This window comes from Rhodanobacter sp. OK091 (assembly GCF_900142825.1).
Taxonomy (GTDB): domain Bacteria; phylum Pseudomonadota; class Gammaproteobacteria; order Xanthomonadales; family Rhodanobacteraceae; genus Rhodanobacter.
Genome location: NZ_FRCH01000004.1, coordinates 229,262 through 247,612 on the forward strand (window position 1 = coordinate 229,262; position 18,351 = coordinate 247,612).

At 64.3% G+C, this 18,351-nt stretch carries 19 protein-coding genes; 7 read left to right on the plus strand and 12 right to left on the minus strand.

Annotation, left to right across the window (positions count from 1 at the left end):
- The first annotated feature begins 15 nt into the window (after nt 1-15).
- Nucleotides 16-561 carry a DUF2782 domain-containing protein gene (locus BUA26_RS17555; protein ID WP_072762261.1) on the plus strand — a complete coding sequence of 182 codons (546 nt, stop codon included), beginning with the start codon at nt 16-18 and terminating at the stop codon, nt 559-561.
- 75 nt (nt 562-636) lie between these two features.
- Nucleotides 637-1,068: an EamA family transporter gene (locus BUA26_RS17560; protein ID WP_072762174.1), complete on the plus strand. Its 432-nt coding sequence runs from the start codon at nt 637-639 to the stop codon at nt 1,066-1,068.
- Between the two features lie 6 nt (nt 1,069-1,074).
- On the opposite strand, the gene BUA26_RS17565 is transcribed toward BUA26_RS17560, so the two are convergent.
- The 11 genes from BUA26_RS17565 to BUA26_RS17615 form a co-directional block, all read right to left on the minus strand.
- Nucleotides 1,075-1,785, minus strand: a complete 711-nt coding sequence (locus BUA26_RS17565) for a glutathione S-transferase (protein ID WP_072762262.1) — start codon at nt 1,783-1,785, stop codon at nt 1,075-1,077.
- A gap of 156 nt (nt 1,786-1,941) precedes the next feature.
- On the minus strand, nt 1,942-3,552 hold the full coding sequence (gene purH / locus BUA26_RS17570; protein ID WP_072762175.1) for a bifunctional phosphoribosylaminoimidazolecarboxamide formyltransferase/IMP cyclohydrolase: 1,611 nt from the start codon (nt 3,550-3,552) through the stop codon (nt 1,942-1,944).
- 82 nt (nt 3,553-3,634) lie between these two features.
- Nucleotides 3,635-3,979, minus strand: a complete 345-nt coding sequence (locus BUA26_RS17575) for a helix-turn-helix domain-containing protein (protein ID WP_072762176.1) — start codon at nt 3,977-3,979, stop codon at nt 3,635-3,637.
- Between the two features lie 154 nt (nt 3,980-4,133).
- Entirely contained in the window at nt 4,134-4,988 is an 855-nt protein-coding gene (locus BUA26_RS17580) for a zinc-ribbon and DUF3426 domain-containing protein (protein WP_072762177.1), read from the minus strand.
- A gap of 70 nt (nt 4,989-5,058) precedes the next feature.
- The gene (prmA, locus tag BUA26_RS17585) at nt 5,059-5,979 is read right to left on the minus strand and encodes a 50S ribosomal protein L11 methyltransferase (RefSeq protein WP_072762178.1); all 921 of its coding nucleotides are present in this window, start codon (nt 5,977-5,979) and stop codon (nt 5,059-5,061) included.
- A gap of 107 nt (nt 5,980-6,086) precedes the next feature.
- Entirely contained in the window at nt 6,087-7,451 is a 1,365-nt protein-coding gene (gene accC / locus BUA26_RS17590) for an acetyl-CoA carboxylase biotin carboxylase subunit (protein WP_072762179.1), read from the minus strand.
- 10 nt (nt 7,452-7,461) lie between these two features.
- On the minus strand, nt 7,462-7,923 hold the full coding sequence (gene accB / locus BUA26_RS17595) for an acetyl-CoA carboxylase biotin carboxyl carrier protein (RefSeq protein WP_072762180.1): 462 nt from the start codon (nt 7,921-7,923) through the stop codon (nt 7,462-7,464).
- Nucleotides 7,924-8,000: 77 nt separating this feature from the next.
- The gene (aroQ, locus tag BUA26_RS17600; protein ID WP_072762181.1) at nt 8,001-8,459 is read right to left on the minus strand and encodes a type II 3-dehydroquinate dehydratase; all 459 of its coding nucleotides are present in this window, start codon (nt 8,457-8,459) and stop codon (nt 8,001-8,003) included.
- A 141-nt stretch (nt 8,460-8,600) separates the two neighbouring features.
- A complete protein-coding gene (locus BUA26_RS17605; protein WP_072762182.1) occupies nt 8,601-9,140 on the minus strand; it encodes a TlpA family protein disulfide reductase in 540 nt (179 codons plus the stop codon).
- Entirely contained in the window at nt 9,140-11,356 is a 2,217-nt protein-coding gene (locus tag BUA26_RS17610) for a protein-disulfide reductase DsbD family protein (RefSeq protein WP_072762183.1), read from the minus strand. The genes BUA26_RS17605 and BUA26_RS17610 overlap by 1 nt, the downstream gene beginning before the upstream one ends.
- A 95-nt stretch (nt 11,357-11,451) precedes the next feature.
- Nucleotides 11,452-12,366, minus strand: a complete 915-nt coding sequence (locus BUA26_RS17615; protein ID WP_072762184.1) for a DMT family transporter — start codon at nt 12,364-12,366, stop codon at nt 11,452-11,454.
- A 193-nt stretch (nt 12,367-12,559) separates the two neighbouring features.
- On the opposite strand from BUA26_RS17615, the gene BUA26_RS17620 reads away from it, so the two are divergent.
- The 3 genes from BUA26_RS17620 (at nt 12,560) to BUA26_RS17630 (ending at nt 15,657) form a co-directional block, all read left to right on the plus strand.
- The gene (locus BUA26_RS17620; RefSeq protein WP_072762185.1) at nt 12,560-14,011 is read left to right on the plus strand and encodes a MocR-like pyridoxine biosynthesis transcription factor PdxR; all 1,452 of its coding nucleotides are present in this window, start codon (nt 12,560-12,562) and stop codon (nt 14,009-14,011) included.
- A gap of 121 nt (nt 14,012-14,132) precedes the next feature.
- Nucleotides 14,133-15,164, plus strand: a complete 1,032-nt coding sequence (locus BUA26_RS17625) for a TlpA family protein disulfide reductase (RefSeq protein WP_072762186.1) — start codon at nt 14,133-14,135, stop codon at nt 15,162-15,164.
- A 46-nt stretch (nt 15,165-15,210) separates the two neighbouring features.
- Nucleotides 15,211-15,657 carry a cupin domain-containing protein gene (locus tag BUA26_RS17630; protein ID WP_072762187.1) on the plus strand — a complete coding sequence of 149 codons (447 nt, stop codon included), beginning with the start codon at nt 15,211-15,213 and terminating at the stop codon, nt 15,655-15,657.
- On the opposite strand, the gene cutA is transcribed toward BUA26_RS17630, so the two are convergent.
- Nucleotides 15,627-15,962 carry a divalent-cation tolerance protein CutA gene (gene cutA / locus BUA26_RS17635; RefSeq protein WP_072762188.1) on the minus strand — a complete coding sequence of 112 codons (336 nt, stop codon included), beginning with the start codon at nt 15,960-15,962 and terminating at the stop codon, nt 15,627-15,629. The genes BUA26_RS17630 and cutA overlap by 31 nt on opposite strands.
- A gap of 252 nt (nt 15,963-16,214) precedes the next feature.
- Between cutA and BUA26_RS17640 the strand changes: the two genes are divergently transcribed.
- Together BUA26_RS17640 and groL are read left to right on the plus strand one after the other, a co-directional pair.
- Nucleotides 16,215-16,508, plus strand: a complete 294-nt coding sequence (locus BUA26_RS17640; RefSeq protein ID WP_007081521.1) for a co-chaperone GroES — start codon at nt 16,215-16,217, stop codon at nt 16,506-16,508.
- Between the two features lie 131 nt (nt 16,509-16,639).
- Complete coding sequence (groL, locus tag BUA26_RS17645) at nt 16,640-18,292, plus strand: chaperonin GroEL (protein ID WP_072762189.1); 1,653 nt, start codon at nt 16,640-16,642, stop codon at nt 18,290-18,292.
- Nucleotides 18,293-18,351 lie beyond the last annotated feature (59 nt).

Below are 18,351 nucleotides of genomic sequence, written 5' to 3' on the forward strand. Positions count from 1 at the left end.
ATCGAGGTTGCCGCCATGAAAACCGCCACCTTGCTGGTTGCCGCCAGCGTCCTGTTCGCTTCCCATCTGCTGGTATCGAACGTATCCGCGCAGTCGTCTCCCTCGGCCAATGTACCGCCGCCGCCCGGAATCAATGATCCGGGCGTGCAGGCCGTGACGCCGGCAGCGAAACCCGCCACCAAGCCTGCCGCCAAACCCCGCTCGGCCCACGCCACGTCGGCCCATCGACCACTGGACCTGAAGCCGCAGGCATTGCCCGCGATGCAGGACGACGGTACCGCCCATGCCGGGCGCGACAAGTCGCTGCCCGAGATCAAGGTACGCCAGGAAGGCGACAACAGCATCCAGGAATACAGCCGCAATGGCCGCGTCTATATGGTGGTTGTGACGCCCAAGAACGGCATCGAACAGACCTACATGGTCGATCCCCAGGGCCGGCTGGTCGATGAACACGGCCAGAAGCCGGTGGGGCCGGTGATGTACAAGGTGCTCGAGTGGGGCAAGGCGAAGCCGCCCGCCGAGGAGTCGAGCGGGGCAACGCCCAGCGACAACGGGCACTGAGCCTGGCGTTGAACGCCGCCATCGGCGCAACGTGCCGAGGCAACACCGTATCGATATCGAACGGAGAGCAAGGCGATGCAACTGCGTGAAAGCTGGCTGCTGTTTGCGTTGGGCTCGGCGCTGTTCGCGGCGCTGACCGCCTTGTTCGGCAAGCTCGGTGTGGTCGGCATCAACTCCAACCTCGCCACCTTCATCCGCACCATCGTGATCCTGATCGTCACCGCCGGCATCCTCAGCCTGCGCCAGGAATGGGTCAAACCCACCGGGCTGCCGCTGCACAGCTGGCTGTTCCTGGTGCTGTCCGGCATCGCCACCGGCCTGTCCTGGCTGTGCTACTACCGCGCGCTGCAACTGGGCCCGGTGAGCAAGGTGGCACCGATCGACAAGCTCAGCGTGGCGATTGCGATCGTACTGGCGCTGCTTTTCCTCGGCGAAAAACCGAGCCTGCCGTTGCTGATCGGCGGCGGCCTGATCGTGGCCGGCGCGATGGTGATTGCATTGTTCTGACGACGGCTACGCCGGATCGTCCAGTTCCGGATAGTGGCGGAAGATGCCGTCCTCGTTGAACGCCAGCCGGCGTGGGGACTCGAGGTAGGCGGCGATGTTCGGGCGCTCGGCCACCCGCTGTCTGAGCGCGGTGAGTTGCGGCAGCTTGGGCGACAACCGGCGCATCGCGTGCGGAAATGCGTAGTCCAGTCCACTCATTAGCTGGAACAGCGACAGATCGACGTAGGAGTGTTGACGCAAGGGGTGGCGACCGCCGCCACGCTGCAGCACGTTCTCGAAGTAACCGAGGAATTTGGGCATTCGCGTCTCGCGAAGGTCGCCGGCGCGCCGCTTCGCTTCCGCCTTCTGGTCTGCGTAATACAGCCCGCTGGCAACCGGATGGTGGCTATCGTGCACTTCGGCAACGATGTCGCTGATGGTCAATTCCAGCTGATGCGCATAGATGCGTCCGGACTCGCTATCGGGTGCCAGACCGAGTCGCGGACCAAGGTACTGCAGGATGTTAGCGGTCTGCGCGATGACCAGCCGGCCGGCCTTGAGGAACGGCGGCGCGAATGGCCGCGCGCCTTCGTGTTCTCCCTCGAGAAAGGCCGCCATGACGCCGTCGCCTTTCTCACGCGCCACGTCGGCGTAGCCGGCGCCGGCATCTTCCAGCGCCAATCGCACGAACTCGCCGCGACCCTGGATGCGCGTCCAGTAATACAACTCGTAACGCATGGCAGTCTCCGGTTCGAAGACATCGATGCTGGAACAAAAGACTTCCACGGCGTGTGTAGGAGTCCGCCAGCGGGCGATGCTCTTGTTCTGATGGTGGAAAAAATTCAGAGCAACTGCATCGCCCGCAAGCGGGCTCCTACATGGTTTGCATATGCCTCAGTGGCGGAAGTGGCGCATGCCGGTGAACACCATCGCCATGTCGTGCTCGTCGGCGGCCGCGATCACTTCGCTGTCGCGCATCGAGCCGCCGGGCTGGATCACCGCACTGATGCCGGCCGCCGCCGCCGCGTCGATGCCATCGCGGAACGGGAAGAACGCATCGGACGCCATCACCGAGCCGCGTACTTCGAGCTTCTCGTCGGCCGCCTTGATGCCGGCGATCCTCGCGCTGTAGACGCGGCTCATCTGGCCGGCGCCGATGCCGATGGTCTGGCGATCGCGGGCGTAGACGATCGCGTTGCTCTTGACGAACTTGGCCACCTTCCAGGCGAAGATCAGGTCGTGGATCTGCGCTTCGGTCGGTACGCGGCGGGTGACGATCTTCAGGTCCTCCACGCCGATCATGCCGGTGTCGGCGCTCTGGATCAGCAGGCCGGAGCCAACGCGCCTGGAATAGTTGCCTGGATGGGCGTGCAACAGGCTGCCATCGGCCGGCAGCGGAATCACCAGCACGCGCACGTTGCCCTTCTTGGCGAAGGCCTTCAGCGCGTCGTCCGCATAGGCCGGCGCCAGCACCACCTCGACGAACTGGCGCTCGACGATGGCCCGTGCGGTGGCGCCGTCCACCTCGCGGTTGAACGCGATGATGCCGCCGAAGGCCGAAGTGGGATCGGTCTGATAGGCGAGGTCGTAGGCATGGCCGATGCCGTCCAGGCTCACCGCCACGCCGCACGGGTTGGCGTGCTTGACGATCACGCAGGCCGGCTTGACGAAGCTGCGCACGCACTCCCACGCGGCATCGGCATCGGCGATGTTGTTGAACGACAGCTCCTTGCCCTGCAGCTGGCGGAACGTGGCCAGCGTGCCGGGTGCCGGATACAGGTCGCGGTAGAACGCGGCCTGCTGATGCGGGTTCTCGCCGTAGCGCAAGTCCATCACTTTCACGAAGCGGCCGTTGACCTGGCCGGGGAAGGCGGCATGGCCTGCGATCGCGTCTTGTGTCTCGTTGAGTTCGAGGCCGGACAGATAATCGCTGATCGCGCCGTCGTAACTGGCGACGCTATTGAACGCGGCGACGGCGAGTTTGAAGCGCGTGTTACGGCTCAGGCCGCCATGCTGTTCGATCTCGGTCAGCGCATCTGCGTATTGGTCAGGCGAGGTCAACACACCGACGTCATTCCAGTTCTTCGCTGCCGAACGCAGCATCGCCGGGCCGCCGATGTCGATGTTCTCGATCGCGTCTTCCAGTGTGCAATCCGGCTTTGCCACCGTGCTTTCGAACGGATACAGATTCAGCACCAGCAGGTCGATCGGCGCGATACTCAGCTCGGTCATCACCGCGTCGTCGGTGCCGCGTCGACCCAGCAGGCCGCCATGCACTTTCGGGTGCAGCGTTTTCACGCGGCCGTCCATGATCTCGGGAAAACCGGTGATGTCGCTGACGTCGGTGACCGCGACGCCAGCTTCGCGCAGCGCCTTCGCGCTGCCGCCGGTGGAAAGCAGCTCGATGCCCTTGGCGGCGAGACGTCGGCCCAGATCGATCAGGCCAGTCTTGTCGGAAACGCTGAGCAGGGCGCGACGGACCGGGACGAACTGGGGGGTGGACATGAGCGGGTTTCCAGGAGGGGAAAGCCGCTCATTATAGCCGTCTGATTGACGGCTGGCCTTGGTGGGCGGCCTCGATTAAGAGTTACAGCAGGCCGTGGGCGGCCAGCTTCTTGCGCAAGGTGGCGCGGTTGATGCCCAGCGCAGTAGCCGCTCGGCTCTGGTTGCCGTCATGGAAGGCCAGCACCTCGCGCAGCAAGGGCAGCTCGACCTCGCGCAGCACCAGCGCATGCAGACCTTCGGTGCATTCGGTATCGCCGATGTCGGCGAGATAGCGTCGCACCGTACGGCTGACGCATTCGCTCAGCGCACTCGAAGAGCCGGCGTTGTGCAGGCCAGTTTGAGGGCCGGCGTTATGTGCGCCTGCACTCTGCGACGAGGTCTGTGTTACGGCCTCGACGACAGGCAGTCTTACGGCATTCACGGGCATCTTCCCTCACGTACGAAGCGGCCGCTGTGCGGGCCGCCGCCTATGGTTATGACTGATGTTGCAAGTCGCGGCGTGTCTCGAATGACGATCGGCATTCTGCGCGAGGGGTCGAGTCTACCCGTGCCGGCCGATAATTTTAAGTCCCTGGGTCGCTCTATTCGAAGTTGAATTCAAACGCCACGGCTTTGTCGCCCGGGTCCTCGAGCTCCAGCAGTAGCACGGCGGTAGCGCCGGGCGCCAGACCGTGCTGCAGAATCGTGCTGTCGTCGAGGTATTCGCGCGGCCGCAGCCGACGCATCCCGATGCGTCGACCCTGCGCATCCGACAAGCTGATCGTCAGGACCGGATACGGTTGCGCGAAGGCCGCGTCGTTGCGCACGCTGGCGCTGATCATCAGCGCACCGGCAACACTGGGATGCGCTTGCACATTGCTGGCGAGCAGTTGTAACTGCTGGGGCGCGGCGACCAGAGGCAGCTCGCAGCCGAGTACGGCGCAGCTGCTGCGCAGCCAGCCGCCCAAGGTGGGGTTGCGGATCAACGGGTCGCGTTCGGCCCAGGCTAGCTGGGTGGCCAGCAGCAGCAACAGCAGCAGGCATGCGACAAGCCACGGCCAGCGCCGCTCGCCGGACGAACGCAGGCGTCGCCGATGTGGGCGCTTGTGTGATCGCCTGGGCTGCTTCGCCCGCGGTTCGCGGGCGAAGCGCGGTGCGAACACCAGCTGCGAGAAATCCTCGGCAGCCGGTTCGGCAGCCACGACCACCTCGTCCTGGACGACGATCGGTGGATGGGGTCGCGGCCGATAGACCACCAGGTCGACGCGGGGTGGTTCGAACGCCGGCTCGTTCACCCCCATTTCGATAAACGGTTCGGGCGGCAGCTGATCGGTGAGCGTGGCGATACTGTCGAAGCTGGCCTCGCAATGTCCGCACACGACGTGGCCGTGCGCCTTCGCTAGCGTCTGCGCGTCCAGTGAAAACACGGACAGGCATTCGGGGCATTGTGTATACATGCGGGCCGTTTTGAATCGGTGTCCCGCAAGCTTAGCAGGGTGGTCGCGCCGGCAAGCCGGAGAAACCGTCTCAGCCGCGGCGGCGACCGCTGATACGGACCCAGTCTTCGCGCGTATCCACCCGCAAATCGTCGAACCATTCGGCGTAGCGCTGCAGCAGTTCGTCCTGCTGGCCGACCAGGATGCCGGAGATCGCGAACGGTGCGCCGGGCTTCGCGGCGGCAGCGAACGTCGGCGCCAGTTCGCCGAGCGGGCCGGCGAGGATATTGGCGATGAACACGTCGGCAGGAGCGGCCGTAGCGTTGAAATCTTGCGGAAGGAACACGGCGAGACGATCCGCCACGCCATTGCGTTCGGCGTTGTCGATGGATGCAGTGAGTGCTTGCGGGTCGTTGTCGACGCCGACCGCGCTGGCCGCGCCGAGCTTCAATGCGGCGATCGCCAGGATGCCGGAGCCGCAACCGAAGTCGGTCAGCGTCTTGCCGGCAAGGTCCAGGGCATCCAGCCATTCCAGGCACAACGCGGTGGTGGGATGGGTGCCGCTGCCGAACGCGAGACCGGGGTCTAGCCGCACGACCACCAGCTCTTCATCGCCACTTTCATTGTGCGTGGGCGGCTCGATGTTCCACGGATAGATCCACAGCCGCCGTCCGAATGGCATCGGCTTGAACTGGTCCATCCAGGCGCGTTCCCAGTCCTGGTCGGCGACGTCGCGAAACGTCAGCTGATCCGGCTCCAGCCACGGCAGCAGTTCGCCGAGCGCCTCGGCCAGACCACGCCGATCGGCGCCGGCGTCGAACAGCGCATTCAGCGTGATCGTCGGCCACAGCGGCAATTCACCGACGCCGGGCTCGAAAATGGCCTGCTCGTCCGGCGTCTCGGCATTGGCGTCCTGCAGCGTGATTGACAAGGCGCCGAGATCGTCCAGCGCTTCTTCGGTGCCGGGCTGCTGCTCGGTGCGGACGATGAGGGAAAGTTCGAGAAAGGGCATGCTGAATCCGGATCGTCAAACGAATGTAGGAGCGCACCCTGTGCGCGAACGCTCTTTACCACGAACGGTAAGGCACTCGCGCACAGGGTGCGCTCCTACATGAGGGCTTAGTGTGCGGGCGGGTGCTCTTTCTGCTCCGCCATCCGCTTTTCCAGATAGTGGATGTTCTGCCCGCCATGCTGGAAGCCGACGTCGGCCATGATCCGCTGCTGCAGCGGGATGTTGCATTTGACGCCCTCGATCACCGTCTCGGCGAGCGCCAGACGCATGCGCGCGATCGCGGTCTCGCGGTCGGGGCCGTGCACGATCAGCTTGCCGATCATCGAGTCGTAGTTCGGCGGGATCTTGTAGCCATCGTAAAGATGGGTGTCGACGCGCACGCCGGGGCCGCCCGGTGCTTCGAAGCGCTTCACCGTGCCGGGACTGGGCATGAAGGTGTCGGGATCCTCGGCGTTGATGCGGCATTCGATGGCATGGCCGCGGATCACGATGTCTTCCTGCTTGATCGACAGCTTCTCGCCGCCGGCGATCAGCAACTGTTCGCGCACCAGATCGATGCCGGTGATGAGCTCGGTCACCGGATGCTCGACCTGGATGCGCGTGTTCATCTCGATGAAGTAGAAGCGGCCGTTCTCGTACAGGAACTCGAACGTGCCGGCGCCGCGATAGTTGATGCGGATGCAGGCGTCGACGCAGACCTTGCCGATCGCGGCACGCTGTTCCGGCGTGATGCCGGGCGCCGGCGCTTCCTCGACCACTTTCTGGTGGCGGCGCTGCATCGAGCAGTCGCGCTCACCGAGATGGATCGCGTTGCCCTGGCCGTCGGCGAGGACCTGAATCTCCACGTGGCGCGGATTTTCCAGGAACTTCTCCATGTAGACCTGCTCGTTGCCGAACGCAGCCTTGGCTTCAGCCTTGGTCATGGTGATCGCGTTGCCCAGGTGCGCCTCGGTGCGCACCACGCGCATGCCGCGGCCGCCGCCGCCGCCGGCGGCCTTGATGATCACCGGGTAGCCGATCTCGCGCGCAATCTTCACGTTGGTGTCGACGTCCTCGCCGAGCGGACCGCCGGAGCCGGGCACGCACGGCACGCCGGCCGCTTTCATCGCACGGATCGCCTCCACCTTGTCGCCCATCAGGCGGATCACCTCGGCGGTCGGGCCGATGAAGATGAAGCCGGACTGTTCCACCTGTTCGGCGAAGTCGGCGCGCTCGGACAGAAAACCGTAGCCCGGATGGATCGCCTGAGCGTCGGTGATCTCGGCCGCCGCGATGATGCGGGGGATGTTGAGGTAGCTGTCGACCGATGGGCCGGGACCGATGCAGATCGATTCATCGGCCAGGCCGACGTGCTTCAGATTGCGATCCACAGTGGAGTGCACCGCCACGGTCTTGATGCCCAGACTGTGGCAGGCGCGCAGCACACGCAGCGCGATTTCGCCGCGATTGGCGATGACGACCTTCTCGAGCATCCGGGCGGCCTCAGGCAATCACGAACATGGGTTCGTCGAATTCCACCGGCTGGCCGTTCTCGACCAGAATCGCCTGCACGGTGCCGGCCACATCGGCCTCGATCTGGTTGAACATCTTCATCGCCTCGATGATGCCCAGCGTCTCGCCGGCCTTGACCTGCTGGCCGACTTTGACGAAGGCAGGCGTGCCCGGCGTAGCGGATGCGTAGAACGTGCCGACCATCGGCGCCTTGACCACGTGGCCGGCCGGCAGCGCATCGGCGGCCGGGGCCTCGGCGACGGCAACAGCCACCGGGGCTGCGGCGACGGGAGCGGGTGCGGCAGCCGCGGCCACCGGGGCTGCGGCAACCGGGGCGGTGTTCTTGGGCACGCGCGACAGGCGGACGACTTCCTCGCCCTCCTTGATCTCCAGTTCGGCGAGGTTGGATTCCTCGAGCAGGTCAATCAGCTTCTTGATTTTGCGCAAATCCATCGGATCAGCCTTTTTCAGTCATGCCACCAGGGGTGGCCGGAAGGGAATGAGTTGGCCGTGCGGCCGGGTTTGTCGTTTTAGGCCGCGTCGGACGACGGCGTGCGCAGCCGCTGGATCGCCGCTTCCAGCGCGAGCCGGTAGCTGTCGCCACCGAAGCCGCAGATCACGCCGACGGCGAGATCCGCCAGATACGAGTGATGGCGGAACGACTCGCGTGCGAACACGTTGGACAAGTGCACTTCGATGAACGGGATCGCCACCGAAGCCAGTGCATCGCGCAAGGCAATGCTGGTATGGGTCAATGCACCAGCATTGATCAGGATCATCGCAGTCTGATCGTCGCGGCTCTGATGGACGCGGCCGATCAGCTCATGCTCGGCGTTTGACTGGCACCAGGCCAGCTCGTGTCCGGCTTCCTGCGCGCGGACGGCCAGTCGCTGATTGATATCGCCCAGCGTCTCGCGGCCATAGATCTGCGGCTCGCGGGTACCCAGCAGATTGAGATTGGGTCCGTGCAGGACCAGGATTTTCGCCACAGCATCGTCCAGCTTGGGTCCGGCGGCTCCGGAATCCGGCGCAGTGTGCGCGTAGTCGCGAATGTTGTCCAGTTCACCGCAGATCGGCGATGTTTGGCGGAGAAGAGCAAATTTCCGTGCGGAAGCGTATGTCCGCCTTGCTCAGGGTACGGCATGCGCCGGGCTGAGCCACTGTTCCAGTTGCGAAGTGGAAAGGGCTCCGGTATGTGTCGCCAAAATGCGCCCATTTGCGTCGATCAGCACGCTATATGGCAAGACTTCACGGGAATCACCCAGCTGCGACGATGTGCTTGGTTGAGTCAATTGGCCCAGTAAAATCGGGTAATTCACGGGATGTGCGGCCAGAAAGGCATGTACGCGGGCAGGCTCGTCCATCGCAATACCGAGCACGATCGGCGCATGATCGCCGAACTTTTCCTGTGCCTGGCTCAGCGCCGGCATCTCTTCCAGACATGGCACGCACCAGCTGGCCCAGAAATTGAGCAGCACGCGGTGGCCGCGGTTGTCGCTCAATCGATGCAGCTTGCCGTCGAGATCGGGCAACGCCAGCGCGGGTAGCGGTTGGCCGATCAGCGCCGAACCCATCGGTGCCGGCTGCTGGCTGCGATGTTCGACATAGCCGCCGATGGCGGCGGCCAGTACGGCCAGGCCCAGAATCAGCCAGTTGCTGCGGCTCAACATCAGCGCGCAGCCTCGGTCAGCGCCTGCTCGACCCGTGAGGAAGTCAGTACCGTCGACAACTGCTTGCCCGGGCCGCCGTTTTTCGGGAACACCACATATAGCGGCACACCGGGCGAGTTGTACTGCTGCAGAAATGCGCTGATGGTCGGATTGACGTCGGTCCAGTCGCCTTTCATATAGACCGCGCCCGTGCGGCGGAGCAGGTCGCGGAACGCCTGCGTGTCCAGCACGGTGTGCTCGTTCGCCTTGCAGGTGACACACCAGTCGGCGGTCATGTCGACGAAGACCGGGGTGCCGGCCGCGCGTAGTTGGGCCAGTTTCTCCGGGCTGTAGGCGACCACGCCTTCCTCGGTCGCGGCGGCACTCGACGGCGGCGACACGTGGGCGAGCAAGTACATCGGCACCAGTGTGGCGATCGCCAGTATGGCGACCAGCGCCTTGCTGATGGTGCCGCGCGAACGGCTGCGCTCGAACCACCACAGCGTCATCGCCAGCAGCACCATCGCCACCAGCACCAGGCCGACCGCATCGGCACCGCGCTGGTTCGCCAGTACCCATACCAGCCACACCGCGGTCAGATACATCGGGAAGGCCAGTACCTGCTTCAGCGTCTCCATCCATCGTCCCGGCCGCGGCAACAGGCGCGCCAGCGCCGGCACGAAACCGATCAGCAGGAACGGCAACGCCAGTCCGATGCCCAGCGCGAGAAACACCAGCAGCGCGGCCAGCATCGGCGCGGCGAACGCATACGCCAGCGCGCTGCCCATGAAAGGCGCCGTGCACGGACTGGCCACCACCACCGCCAGCACGCCGGTGAAGAAATCGCCGGCCGGGCCGGAGCGATTGGCCAGGCTGGCGCCGGTATTGCCCAGCGTGGCGCCGAACTGCACCACGCCGGACATCGACAGCCCGACCGCCAGCATCACGCAGGCCAGCGCGCCGACCAGCAGCGGCTGCTGCAATTGAGTGCCCCAGCCCAGCGCGTGACCGGCCGAGCGCAAGGCGAGAATGCCCAGACCCAGCACAGCAAAGCTGACCAACACGCCAGCGGTGTAGAACAACGCATGCCGACGCGCCGTGGCTCGGTTCTCGCCGCTCTCCAGTACGCTGACCGCCTTGATCGACAATACCGGCAGCACGCACGGCATCAGGTTCAGCACCAAGCCGCCACCCAACGCGAGCAGCAACGCAGCGATCAGGCTGACCTGCAACGGACCCTCGCCGACGCTGGCCGGTGGCGGCTCCGGCGCCGTCTGGATGGTCTGGCCGCTTGCGGCAACGCCGCTGCCGAGATCGATGCTTACCGCACGCGTCATCAGCGGATAACACAGGCCACCGTCCTGGCAGCCCTGGAAGCTGGCTTCCAATGTCAGTTGTCTGCGTCCGGCGAGGTTGCCATCCACCGTTACCGGCAACTCGACCTGGTCGAAGTACACGGTGACGTCGCCGTAGTGCTCGTCGTGATGTCTGGTGCCGGCCGGCCAAACCGGCTTCAGGCTGAGGCCGGCTGCATCCTTGAGCTTGAGTGCGGTCTGGTCGCGATACAGGTAATAGCCTTTCGGCATCGTCCAGCGCAGCAGCAGGTGATTCGGCCTCTGCGCCAGTGCCTCGAAGCGGAATGCCTGTTCGGCCGGCAGCGGCGAGCTGTCCATGCCGGCGGTCACGCTGTTGGCACGGCTGCCCAGTTGCCCCAGCGCGGTGCCCAGTGGATTGTTGCCTGCAGGTGAGGCTGTGCTGCCGGTGTTCGCCGGCAGCGGCAGATCAAGCTGCTCGGTATGCGGCGGGTAGCAGATTTTCGGATCGACCTCGTGGCAGCCCTGGTACTGCACGCTCAGCTTCAGCCGCGTGGTGCCGGCAGCGACGGTGTACGGAAGGCTGGCGTCGACACCATGGTGATAGGTCTCGACATCGCCCAGGTATTCGTCGTGGTGCTTCTCGCCGTCGGGCAGCTGTGCCGCGCCCAGCGTCACCCCGTCGCCGCCCTTGAACTTCATGCGGCCGCGATAAAGGTAATAGTCCGGTGCGATGGTCCAGTGCAGTTTCACGATGCCTGGAGTCGACACGTCGGCACTGAGCTTGTACGCCTCGGTCACCGGGAGCAGGCCGGCGAGGTCATCTTGCGCGAATACCGGCAACGCGCTCAGGCACAGGATCAGCCAAAGACAAAGCAGGGCAGAGAAGCGGGTGGCCAGATGGCCAGGACGGATCGAACGCATTGCTACTCCAGCATCAGGAGCCCGGGCCAAGACTCGGGCGAAAGGGGATTATGGCTCAGCTAGGGAGGGGAGGTTGCCGGGCGAGGCCTCTGCTACTAGGTCTCTTCCACGATGGGCATGGGGTCGGCTGTCGCCATCGGGCGGAAACGAATCACCCCCGTGGTCAACGCGGTACCGAACAGGATCACGGCACAGCCCACGGCCATCGCGACGGTGAATGCCTCGCCGAGGAACAGCGATCCCCACAACACGCCGAACGCGGGGATCAGGTACAGCACGATCATCGTGCGCGCCGCACCGGCGCGGGCTATCAATCGGAAAAACAGGACGTAAGCCACTGCCGTACAGGCAACGGCAAGGCCAAACATGGCGATCCATGCCTGTGCGCCAGGCGCCTTCGCCGGCCACAGCCATACCGTAGACGGCGCCAACGCCAATGCCGCGACGAGCTGGCTGCCCGCCGCCGCCGTCATGGGGGACACTGTCTTCAGACGCCGATGGCTGTAATGCACGGAGAACGCGTAGCAAACCGTGGCCGCCACGCAGGCCAGCATGGCGAGTATCGTTCCCGCCCCGCCGTGGCCGAAGCCGGCCGTGTCGCCAATCAACCAGAGCACACCGGCCAGTCCGATCACCAGCCCGGTCATGTGCGGGGCGGTGAGTTTTTCGTTCAGCCACAACCAGCCGGAAGCGGCGACTAGCAACGGGGTGATCGCGTCAAAGATGGCTGATAGCCCAGCCGGAAGGATCTGTGCCGCAAACGAGAACAACACGTACGGCAATGCGGAATTGGTCAGGCCCATCACGGCGAGCGGTTTCCAATAGGCGCGCAGCTCGGCGACGCGACGGCGCGAGGCGAACAAGGGTGCAAAGCAGGCGGCGGCACCGATCGCCCGCATGCCGGCCAGGGGCATGCTGCCGAACTCGCTTGCACCCATGCGCATAAACAAAAACGACGCACCCCACAAGGCACCGAGCAGCAGCAGTACAGCGATGTCTGACCTTTTCATAGCGGAAGCTCGTCGAAGTTTGGCCGGTGCAAGCTATTCCAGGTCGCTGACAGAGATTGTCAGCAGTCTTGGGGGGGCTTTTGCCTGGGTTGCGCACGCAGATGAATCAGCGCGCGCTCGAACGGGTGATGAGTGTTGGATGCAGATTAGGTGTAATTTTGGCATGTTATAAGATCCACACTTTGGCAAAATCATGGATCCAATTTTCGGGTTTCCGATTACTCTTCCCCCACCCGGTTCGCGTGAGCTTCTGCGCGTTCTGCATAAAGAGTTGCGCGGGGCGATTCTCGACGGGCGACTGAAACCGGGTTTGCGATTGCCGGCGACTCGCGAGCTGGCAGGCATGCTGGCGATCTCCCGCAACACCGTAGTCGCGGCTTACGACTTGTTGCTGAGCGAAGGTTACGTGGTCGCACGGCGTGGTGCCGGCAACTACGTCGCCGACACGCTGGCCCGGCGCGATGCGCCACGTCCATCTGAAGCCAGCGTCGACATGGATCGTCGCCTGGCGCCACATTGGCGGAAGTCTCCTGGGCCCTTTTCGGCGGCACCGGACCGAGTGTTCCGCGACGATTTCAGCCTTGGTGTGCCTGACAACACGCAGTTTCCGTTTGACGTGTGGCGCCGCTTGTCGGCTCGCGCGCTGCGCACGCTGTCGAAGTCGCCGCCGGCCTACGGTCAGCCCGAGGGGCGGCCGGCCCTGCGTGAGGCCATCGCCAAGCACATCTCGTTCGCCCGCGCTGTCGCCTGCCACGCCGATGATGTGATCGTCACCAGCGGGGCGCAGCAGGCGTTCGATCTGCTTGCGCGGGTGCTGGTGACACCTGGACGCAGCACGGTGGCGGTCGAGGATCCCGGTTATCCGCCGCTGCGTGCGGCGTTCGCTGCAGCCGGTGCGAACGTGGCCGCCGTGCCGGTCGATGACGAGGGTCTGGTGGTCGAACGGTTGCCCGTCAGTGCGCGGGTGATCTACGTGACGCCATCGCACCAGTTTCCGCTCGGTGTCGCGTTGTCGCCGCAACGTCGCGCGGCGCTGCTGGAGTTCGCGCGGGCGCAGCGCGCTGTCGTGATCGAGGACGACTACGACGGCGAGTTCCGATACAGCGGGCGGCCACTGGATGCGTTGCAGACGCTCGATCGCAGCGGTTCGGTCTGTTACGTCGGGACGTTTTCCAAATGTCTCTTTCCGGCACTGCGCCTGGGCTATGTGGTGGCTCCGCCGTGGCTGCGACCGGCGCTCGCCGCGGCGAAGCAGCTCGCCGACTGGCATTGCGATGTGCTGGCGCAGGACACGCTCGCCGCGTTCATCGCCGAAGGGCATCTGGTGCGCCACGTGCGCAAGATGCACAAGGTCTATGCCGAACGGCGCGAAGTATTGCTGGACGCGCTGGCGCGGCACGGCGATGGTCGCCTGCGGGCGCTGCCGTCGGAAGCCGGCCTGCATCTGTCGGCGCGGATTCCGCGTTCATTGAATGCGGAGATGCTGGTTGCCCGTGCCGCCGCAGAAGGCATACAGCTGGACGCCGTGGGTCGCTATGCCTTGGGTCGGTACGCGCCGAATGGTCTGGCGTTCGGCTTTGGCATGATCGCCGCCGATCGTGTCGACGAAGCCATCCGCCGGGTGGTGATGCTGATGGATGGCTAAAGGAATCGCGGTCTTCGGTGTCATGGCGAGTGGCTCCATCACTTTGCTGCAAAGTGGCTCTTATGGCGGTCAGGCGAAATCGTGAGCATGCGCTTGTGTGCTTTCATTTCTGGGAATTGTCATGCGCTATATGGCTTTGCTGTTTGTGATGTTGCTTGCTTGGGTTAGTGCGCCGCTACATGCCGACACCGGTCAGCAGCGTGCCGAAGCCGCCGGTCATGGCCTGGTTGGCTCACCCGCGCCGCGCATGGTGCTCAAGACCATCGACGGACAGACCATCGACCTGGCCAGCCTCTATGGCAAGAAAGCCGTCTATCTGAAGTTCTGGGCCACCTGGTGCGTGCCTTGTCGCGAACAGATGCCGCACTTCGAACACACTTTCGAACAGGCGGGGCCTGACTTGGCCGTGATAGCCATCGATGTGGGCTTTGATGACACGGTGGCGGATGTCCGAAAGTACCGCCAGGCGATGGGACTGCATATGCCGATCGTGTTCGATGACGGCACGCTGGATCAGGCCTTTCAGCTGCGAGTGACGCCGCAGCACGTCGTGATCGGCCGCGACGGCCGCATTCTGTATGTGGGCCACATGGCCGATGCCAAGCTGGATGCTGCACTGCTTGCTGCACGCACGACGTCGGGAGTACCCGTAAAGAGCGTGCAGGCGCCGAAGGAGGAGCCGCCTGTCGACGTGGGCGATCATCTGCCGGCGTTTACGGCGCGGACACTGGACGGCCAGACGTTCCATGCGCAGGACGCCGGCAAGAAGCTTCCGACGGCGCTCGTGTTCCTTTCGCCGTGGTGCGAGTCGTATCTCGCGACCAGTCGGCCAGGTGTGGCCTCAAGTTGCCGTGCGGTGCGCAAGCAGGTAGCTGCATTGTCTGGCGATGATCATGCGCGCTGGCTCGGCATCGCTTCGGGTTTGTGGGCGAGCAAGGACGATCTCGGCAATTACCAGCGCAAATACCATCCCGGCATTCCGCTCACCCTGGACGAATCCGGTGCGTTGTTCCGGCGCTTTCGCGTCATGCACGTGCCGACCTTGTTGATAGTCGATGCTGACGGACGCATCGTGCGTCGAGTCGAAGGAACGGATGCGAACCTGGCGGCGGAGCTGAAGTCGCTGGCGAAGCGACAAGCGCCAGCGCGATGACGCTTGCTCCATTCAAGCCACCGTCAAACCACTTCGGAGCCATGCCATGTCCCGCCTGTTGAGCTTCGCCCTTTACGCTGCGGCCAGCCTGGTTCTCATAGGGACGGTCGCCATGCCGTCCATCGCGCTGGCTGCAGAGGAGCACCACGTGCTGGATGCTCCTCTGACCCTGGCGCCGGGTCGCCGATTGATGGCGATCAGCGTCACCTACGCTCCCGGTCAGTCGACCCGGCCGCATCATCATGGTGGCGATGCTTTCGTCTATGTGTTGTCGGGTCATATCCGCAGCCAGATGGCGGGAAGTCCGGTGCGGGTCTATGGACCTGGCGAAAGCTGGTTCGAGCCGGCGGGCACGCACCATGTGGTCAGCGGCAATGCGAGCAAGAGCGAGCCAGCGACCATGCTGGTCGTCTTCGTCTCCCTGCCGCAGGCAGAGCTGACGACGATGGACGCGCCATCGGCTCAGCCGCCGGCGCGCACCCATTCCAGATAGGCGTCGTGGCCGCGTTCCACGGGTATGGCGATCAATTCCGGCAATTCGTAGGGGTGCAGTTCCAGCAGCCGGGATTTCAGAGCCTCGAAGCGCCGGGCCGTGGTCTTGATCAACAGCAGTTCCTCGCGCTCGGTGGTTACCGCACCCTGCCAGCGGTAGGTGGAGCTGATGCCGGGCACGCGGTTGACGCAGGCGGCCAGCTGCTCGCCTACCAGTGCCTCGGCGATCTCCTGTGCACACACGGCGTCAGGGCAGCTGCAATAACAGAGCAGGACAGGGTCTGGGGTCGGCGGAGGGCGGGCCATCGACCAAGCGTACGAGGAAATGTGGGGAAAATGGGCTCGTCATGCCCAGTGGATGTGACGAACCGATTTTGCGGGCGGCCCTTGAAACCTGGCCCGGTCCACCCAACCTGCTGTCCATCCCCTGGTTCAAATGTTCTTGCAGCGGCGCGCTATACCCGTAAAATTGGCACTCGTTTACCTCGAGTGCTAACAAGACTGCCGACCAGGGTCCTGAAAGCCTTGTCCCATCTCAATAGTCAACTGGAGTTGTCCATGAGCACACTGCGTCCGTTGCATGATCGCGTCATCGTCAAGCGCCTGGAAGAGGAGCGCGTCTCCGCCGGCGGCATCGTCATCCCCGACAGCGCCACCGAGAAGCCCACCCGCGGCAAGGTCGTCGCCGCCGGCACCGGCCTGATCATGGCCGACGGCAAGGTGCGTCCGATGTCGCTGAAGGCTGGCGACACTGTGCTGTTCGGCAAGTACGCCGGCCAGGAAATCAAGATCGACGGCGAAGATCTGGTGTTCCTGAAGGAAGACGACATCGTGGCTGTGATCGAAGGCTAAGAGTCAAGGAGAGAGTGAAGAGGAGTGAGAAAAGAGTCGATCGCGTCCTGTCGCGAACACTCTTGCTCATGCCTCGGTCTACTCCCTCTCGTTTCTCACTCCTCTCAACTATTTTCTAAAGGTCTCTAGATATGGCAGCTAAAGAAGTACGTTTCGGCGAAGACGCCCGCGCCCGCATGCTCAAGGGCGTGAACACCCTGGCCAATGCGGTCAAGGTCACGCTGGGCCCGAAGGGCCGCAATGTCGTGCTCGAGAAGAGCTTCGGCGCGCCCACGATCACCAAGGACGGCGTGTCCGTCGCGAAAGAGATCGAGCTGGCCGACCGCTACGAGAATCTCGGTGCGCAGATCGTCAAGGAAGCCGCTTCCAAGACGTCCGATGTCGCCGGTGACGGCACCACCACCGCGACCGTGCTGGCACAGGCGTTCATCCAGGAAGGCCTCAAGGCCGTGGCCGCGGGCATCAACCCGATGGACCTGAAGCGCGGCATCGACAAGGCCGTTGCGGCCGCCGTCGGTGAACTGAAGAAGATGTCCAACCCGACCGCGAACGACAAGGAAATCGCGCAGGTCGGCACGATCTCGGCCAACTCCGACGCCAACATCGGCGACATCATCGCCACCGCGATGAAGAAAGTCGGCAAGGAAGGCGTGATCACGGTCGAGGAAGGTTCGGGCCTGGAGAATGAACTCGACGTCGTCGAGGGCATGCAGTTCGATCGCGGCTACCTGTCGCCGTACTTCATCAACAACCAGCAGAGCCAGCAGGTCGAGCTGGACGACCCGTACATCCTGATCCACGACAAGAAAGTGTCGAACGTGCGCGAGCTGCTGCCGGTGCTGGAAGCCGTCGCCAAGGCCGGCAAGCCGCTGCTGATCGTGGCCGAGGAAGTCGAGGGCGAGGCGCTGGCCACCCTGGTGGTCAACACCATCCGCGGCATCGTCAAGGTCGCCGCCGTCAAGGCGCCAGGCTTTGGTGACCGTCGCAAGGCGATCCTGGAAGACATCGCGATCCTGACCAACGGTCAGGTCGTGTCCGAGGAAGTGGGCCTGTCGCTGGAGAAGACCACGATCGCCGATCTGGGTCGCGCCAAGCGCATCGTCATCACCAAGGAAAACACCACGATCATCGACGGTGCCGGCGAAGCCGAGAAGATCCAGTCGCGCATCGCGCAGGTCAAGGCGCAGATCGAAGAGACCTCGTCGGACTACGACAAGGAGAAGCTGCAGGAGCGCGTGGCCAAGCTGGCCGGCGGCGTTGCGGTGATCAAGGTCGGTGCCGGCACCGAGATCGAGATGAAGGAAAAGAAGGCCCGCGTCGAAGACGCCCTGCACGCCACGCGCGCAGCCGTCGAAGAAGGCGTGGTCCCGGGCGGCGGCGTCGCGCTGATCCGCGCGCTGAAGGCGGTCGAAGGCCTGAAGGGTGACAACACCGATCAGGACCTGGGCATCGCGATCACCCGCCGCGCGCTGGAAGCGCCGCTGCGTGCCATCGTCGCCAACGCTGGCGAAGAGCCGTCCGTGATCCTCAACAAGGTCAAGGAAGGCAAGGGCAACTTCGGCTACAACGCGGCCACCGGCGAGTTCGGTGACATGGTGGCGATGGGCATCCTGGATCCGACCAAGGTGACCCGCACCGCGCTGCAGCACGCTTCGTCGGTCGCCGGTCTGGCGATCACCACCGAAGCGATCATCGCCGAGCTGCCGAAGAAGGACGAAGGCCATAGCCACGGTGCTGGCGGCATGGGCGGCGGCATGGGCGGCATGGGCGGTATGGACTTCTAAGTCCCGCTCCCTCGCTGCATGGAAGAAAACCCCGCCTGGTGCGGGGTTTTCTTTTGAGC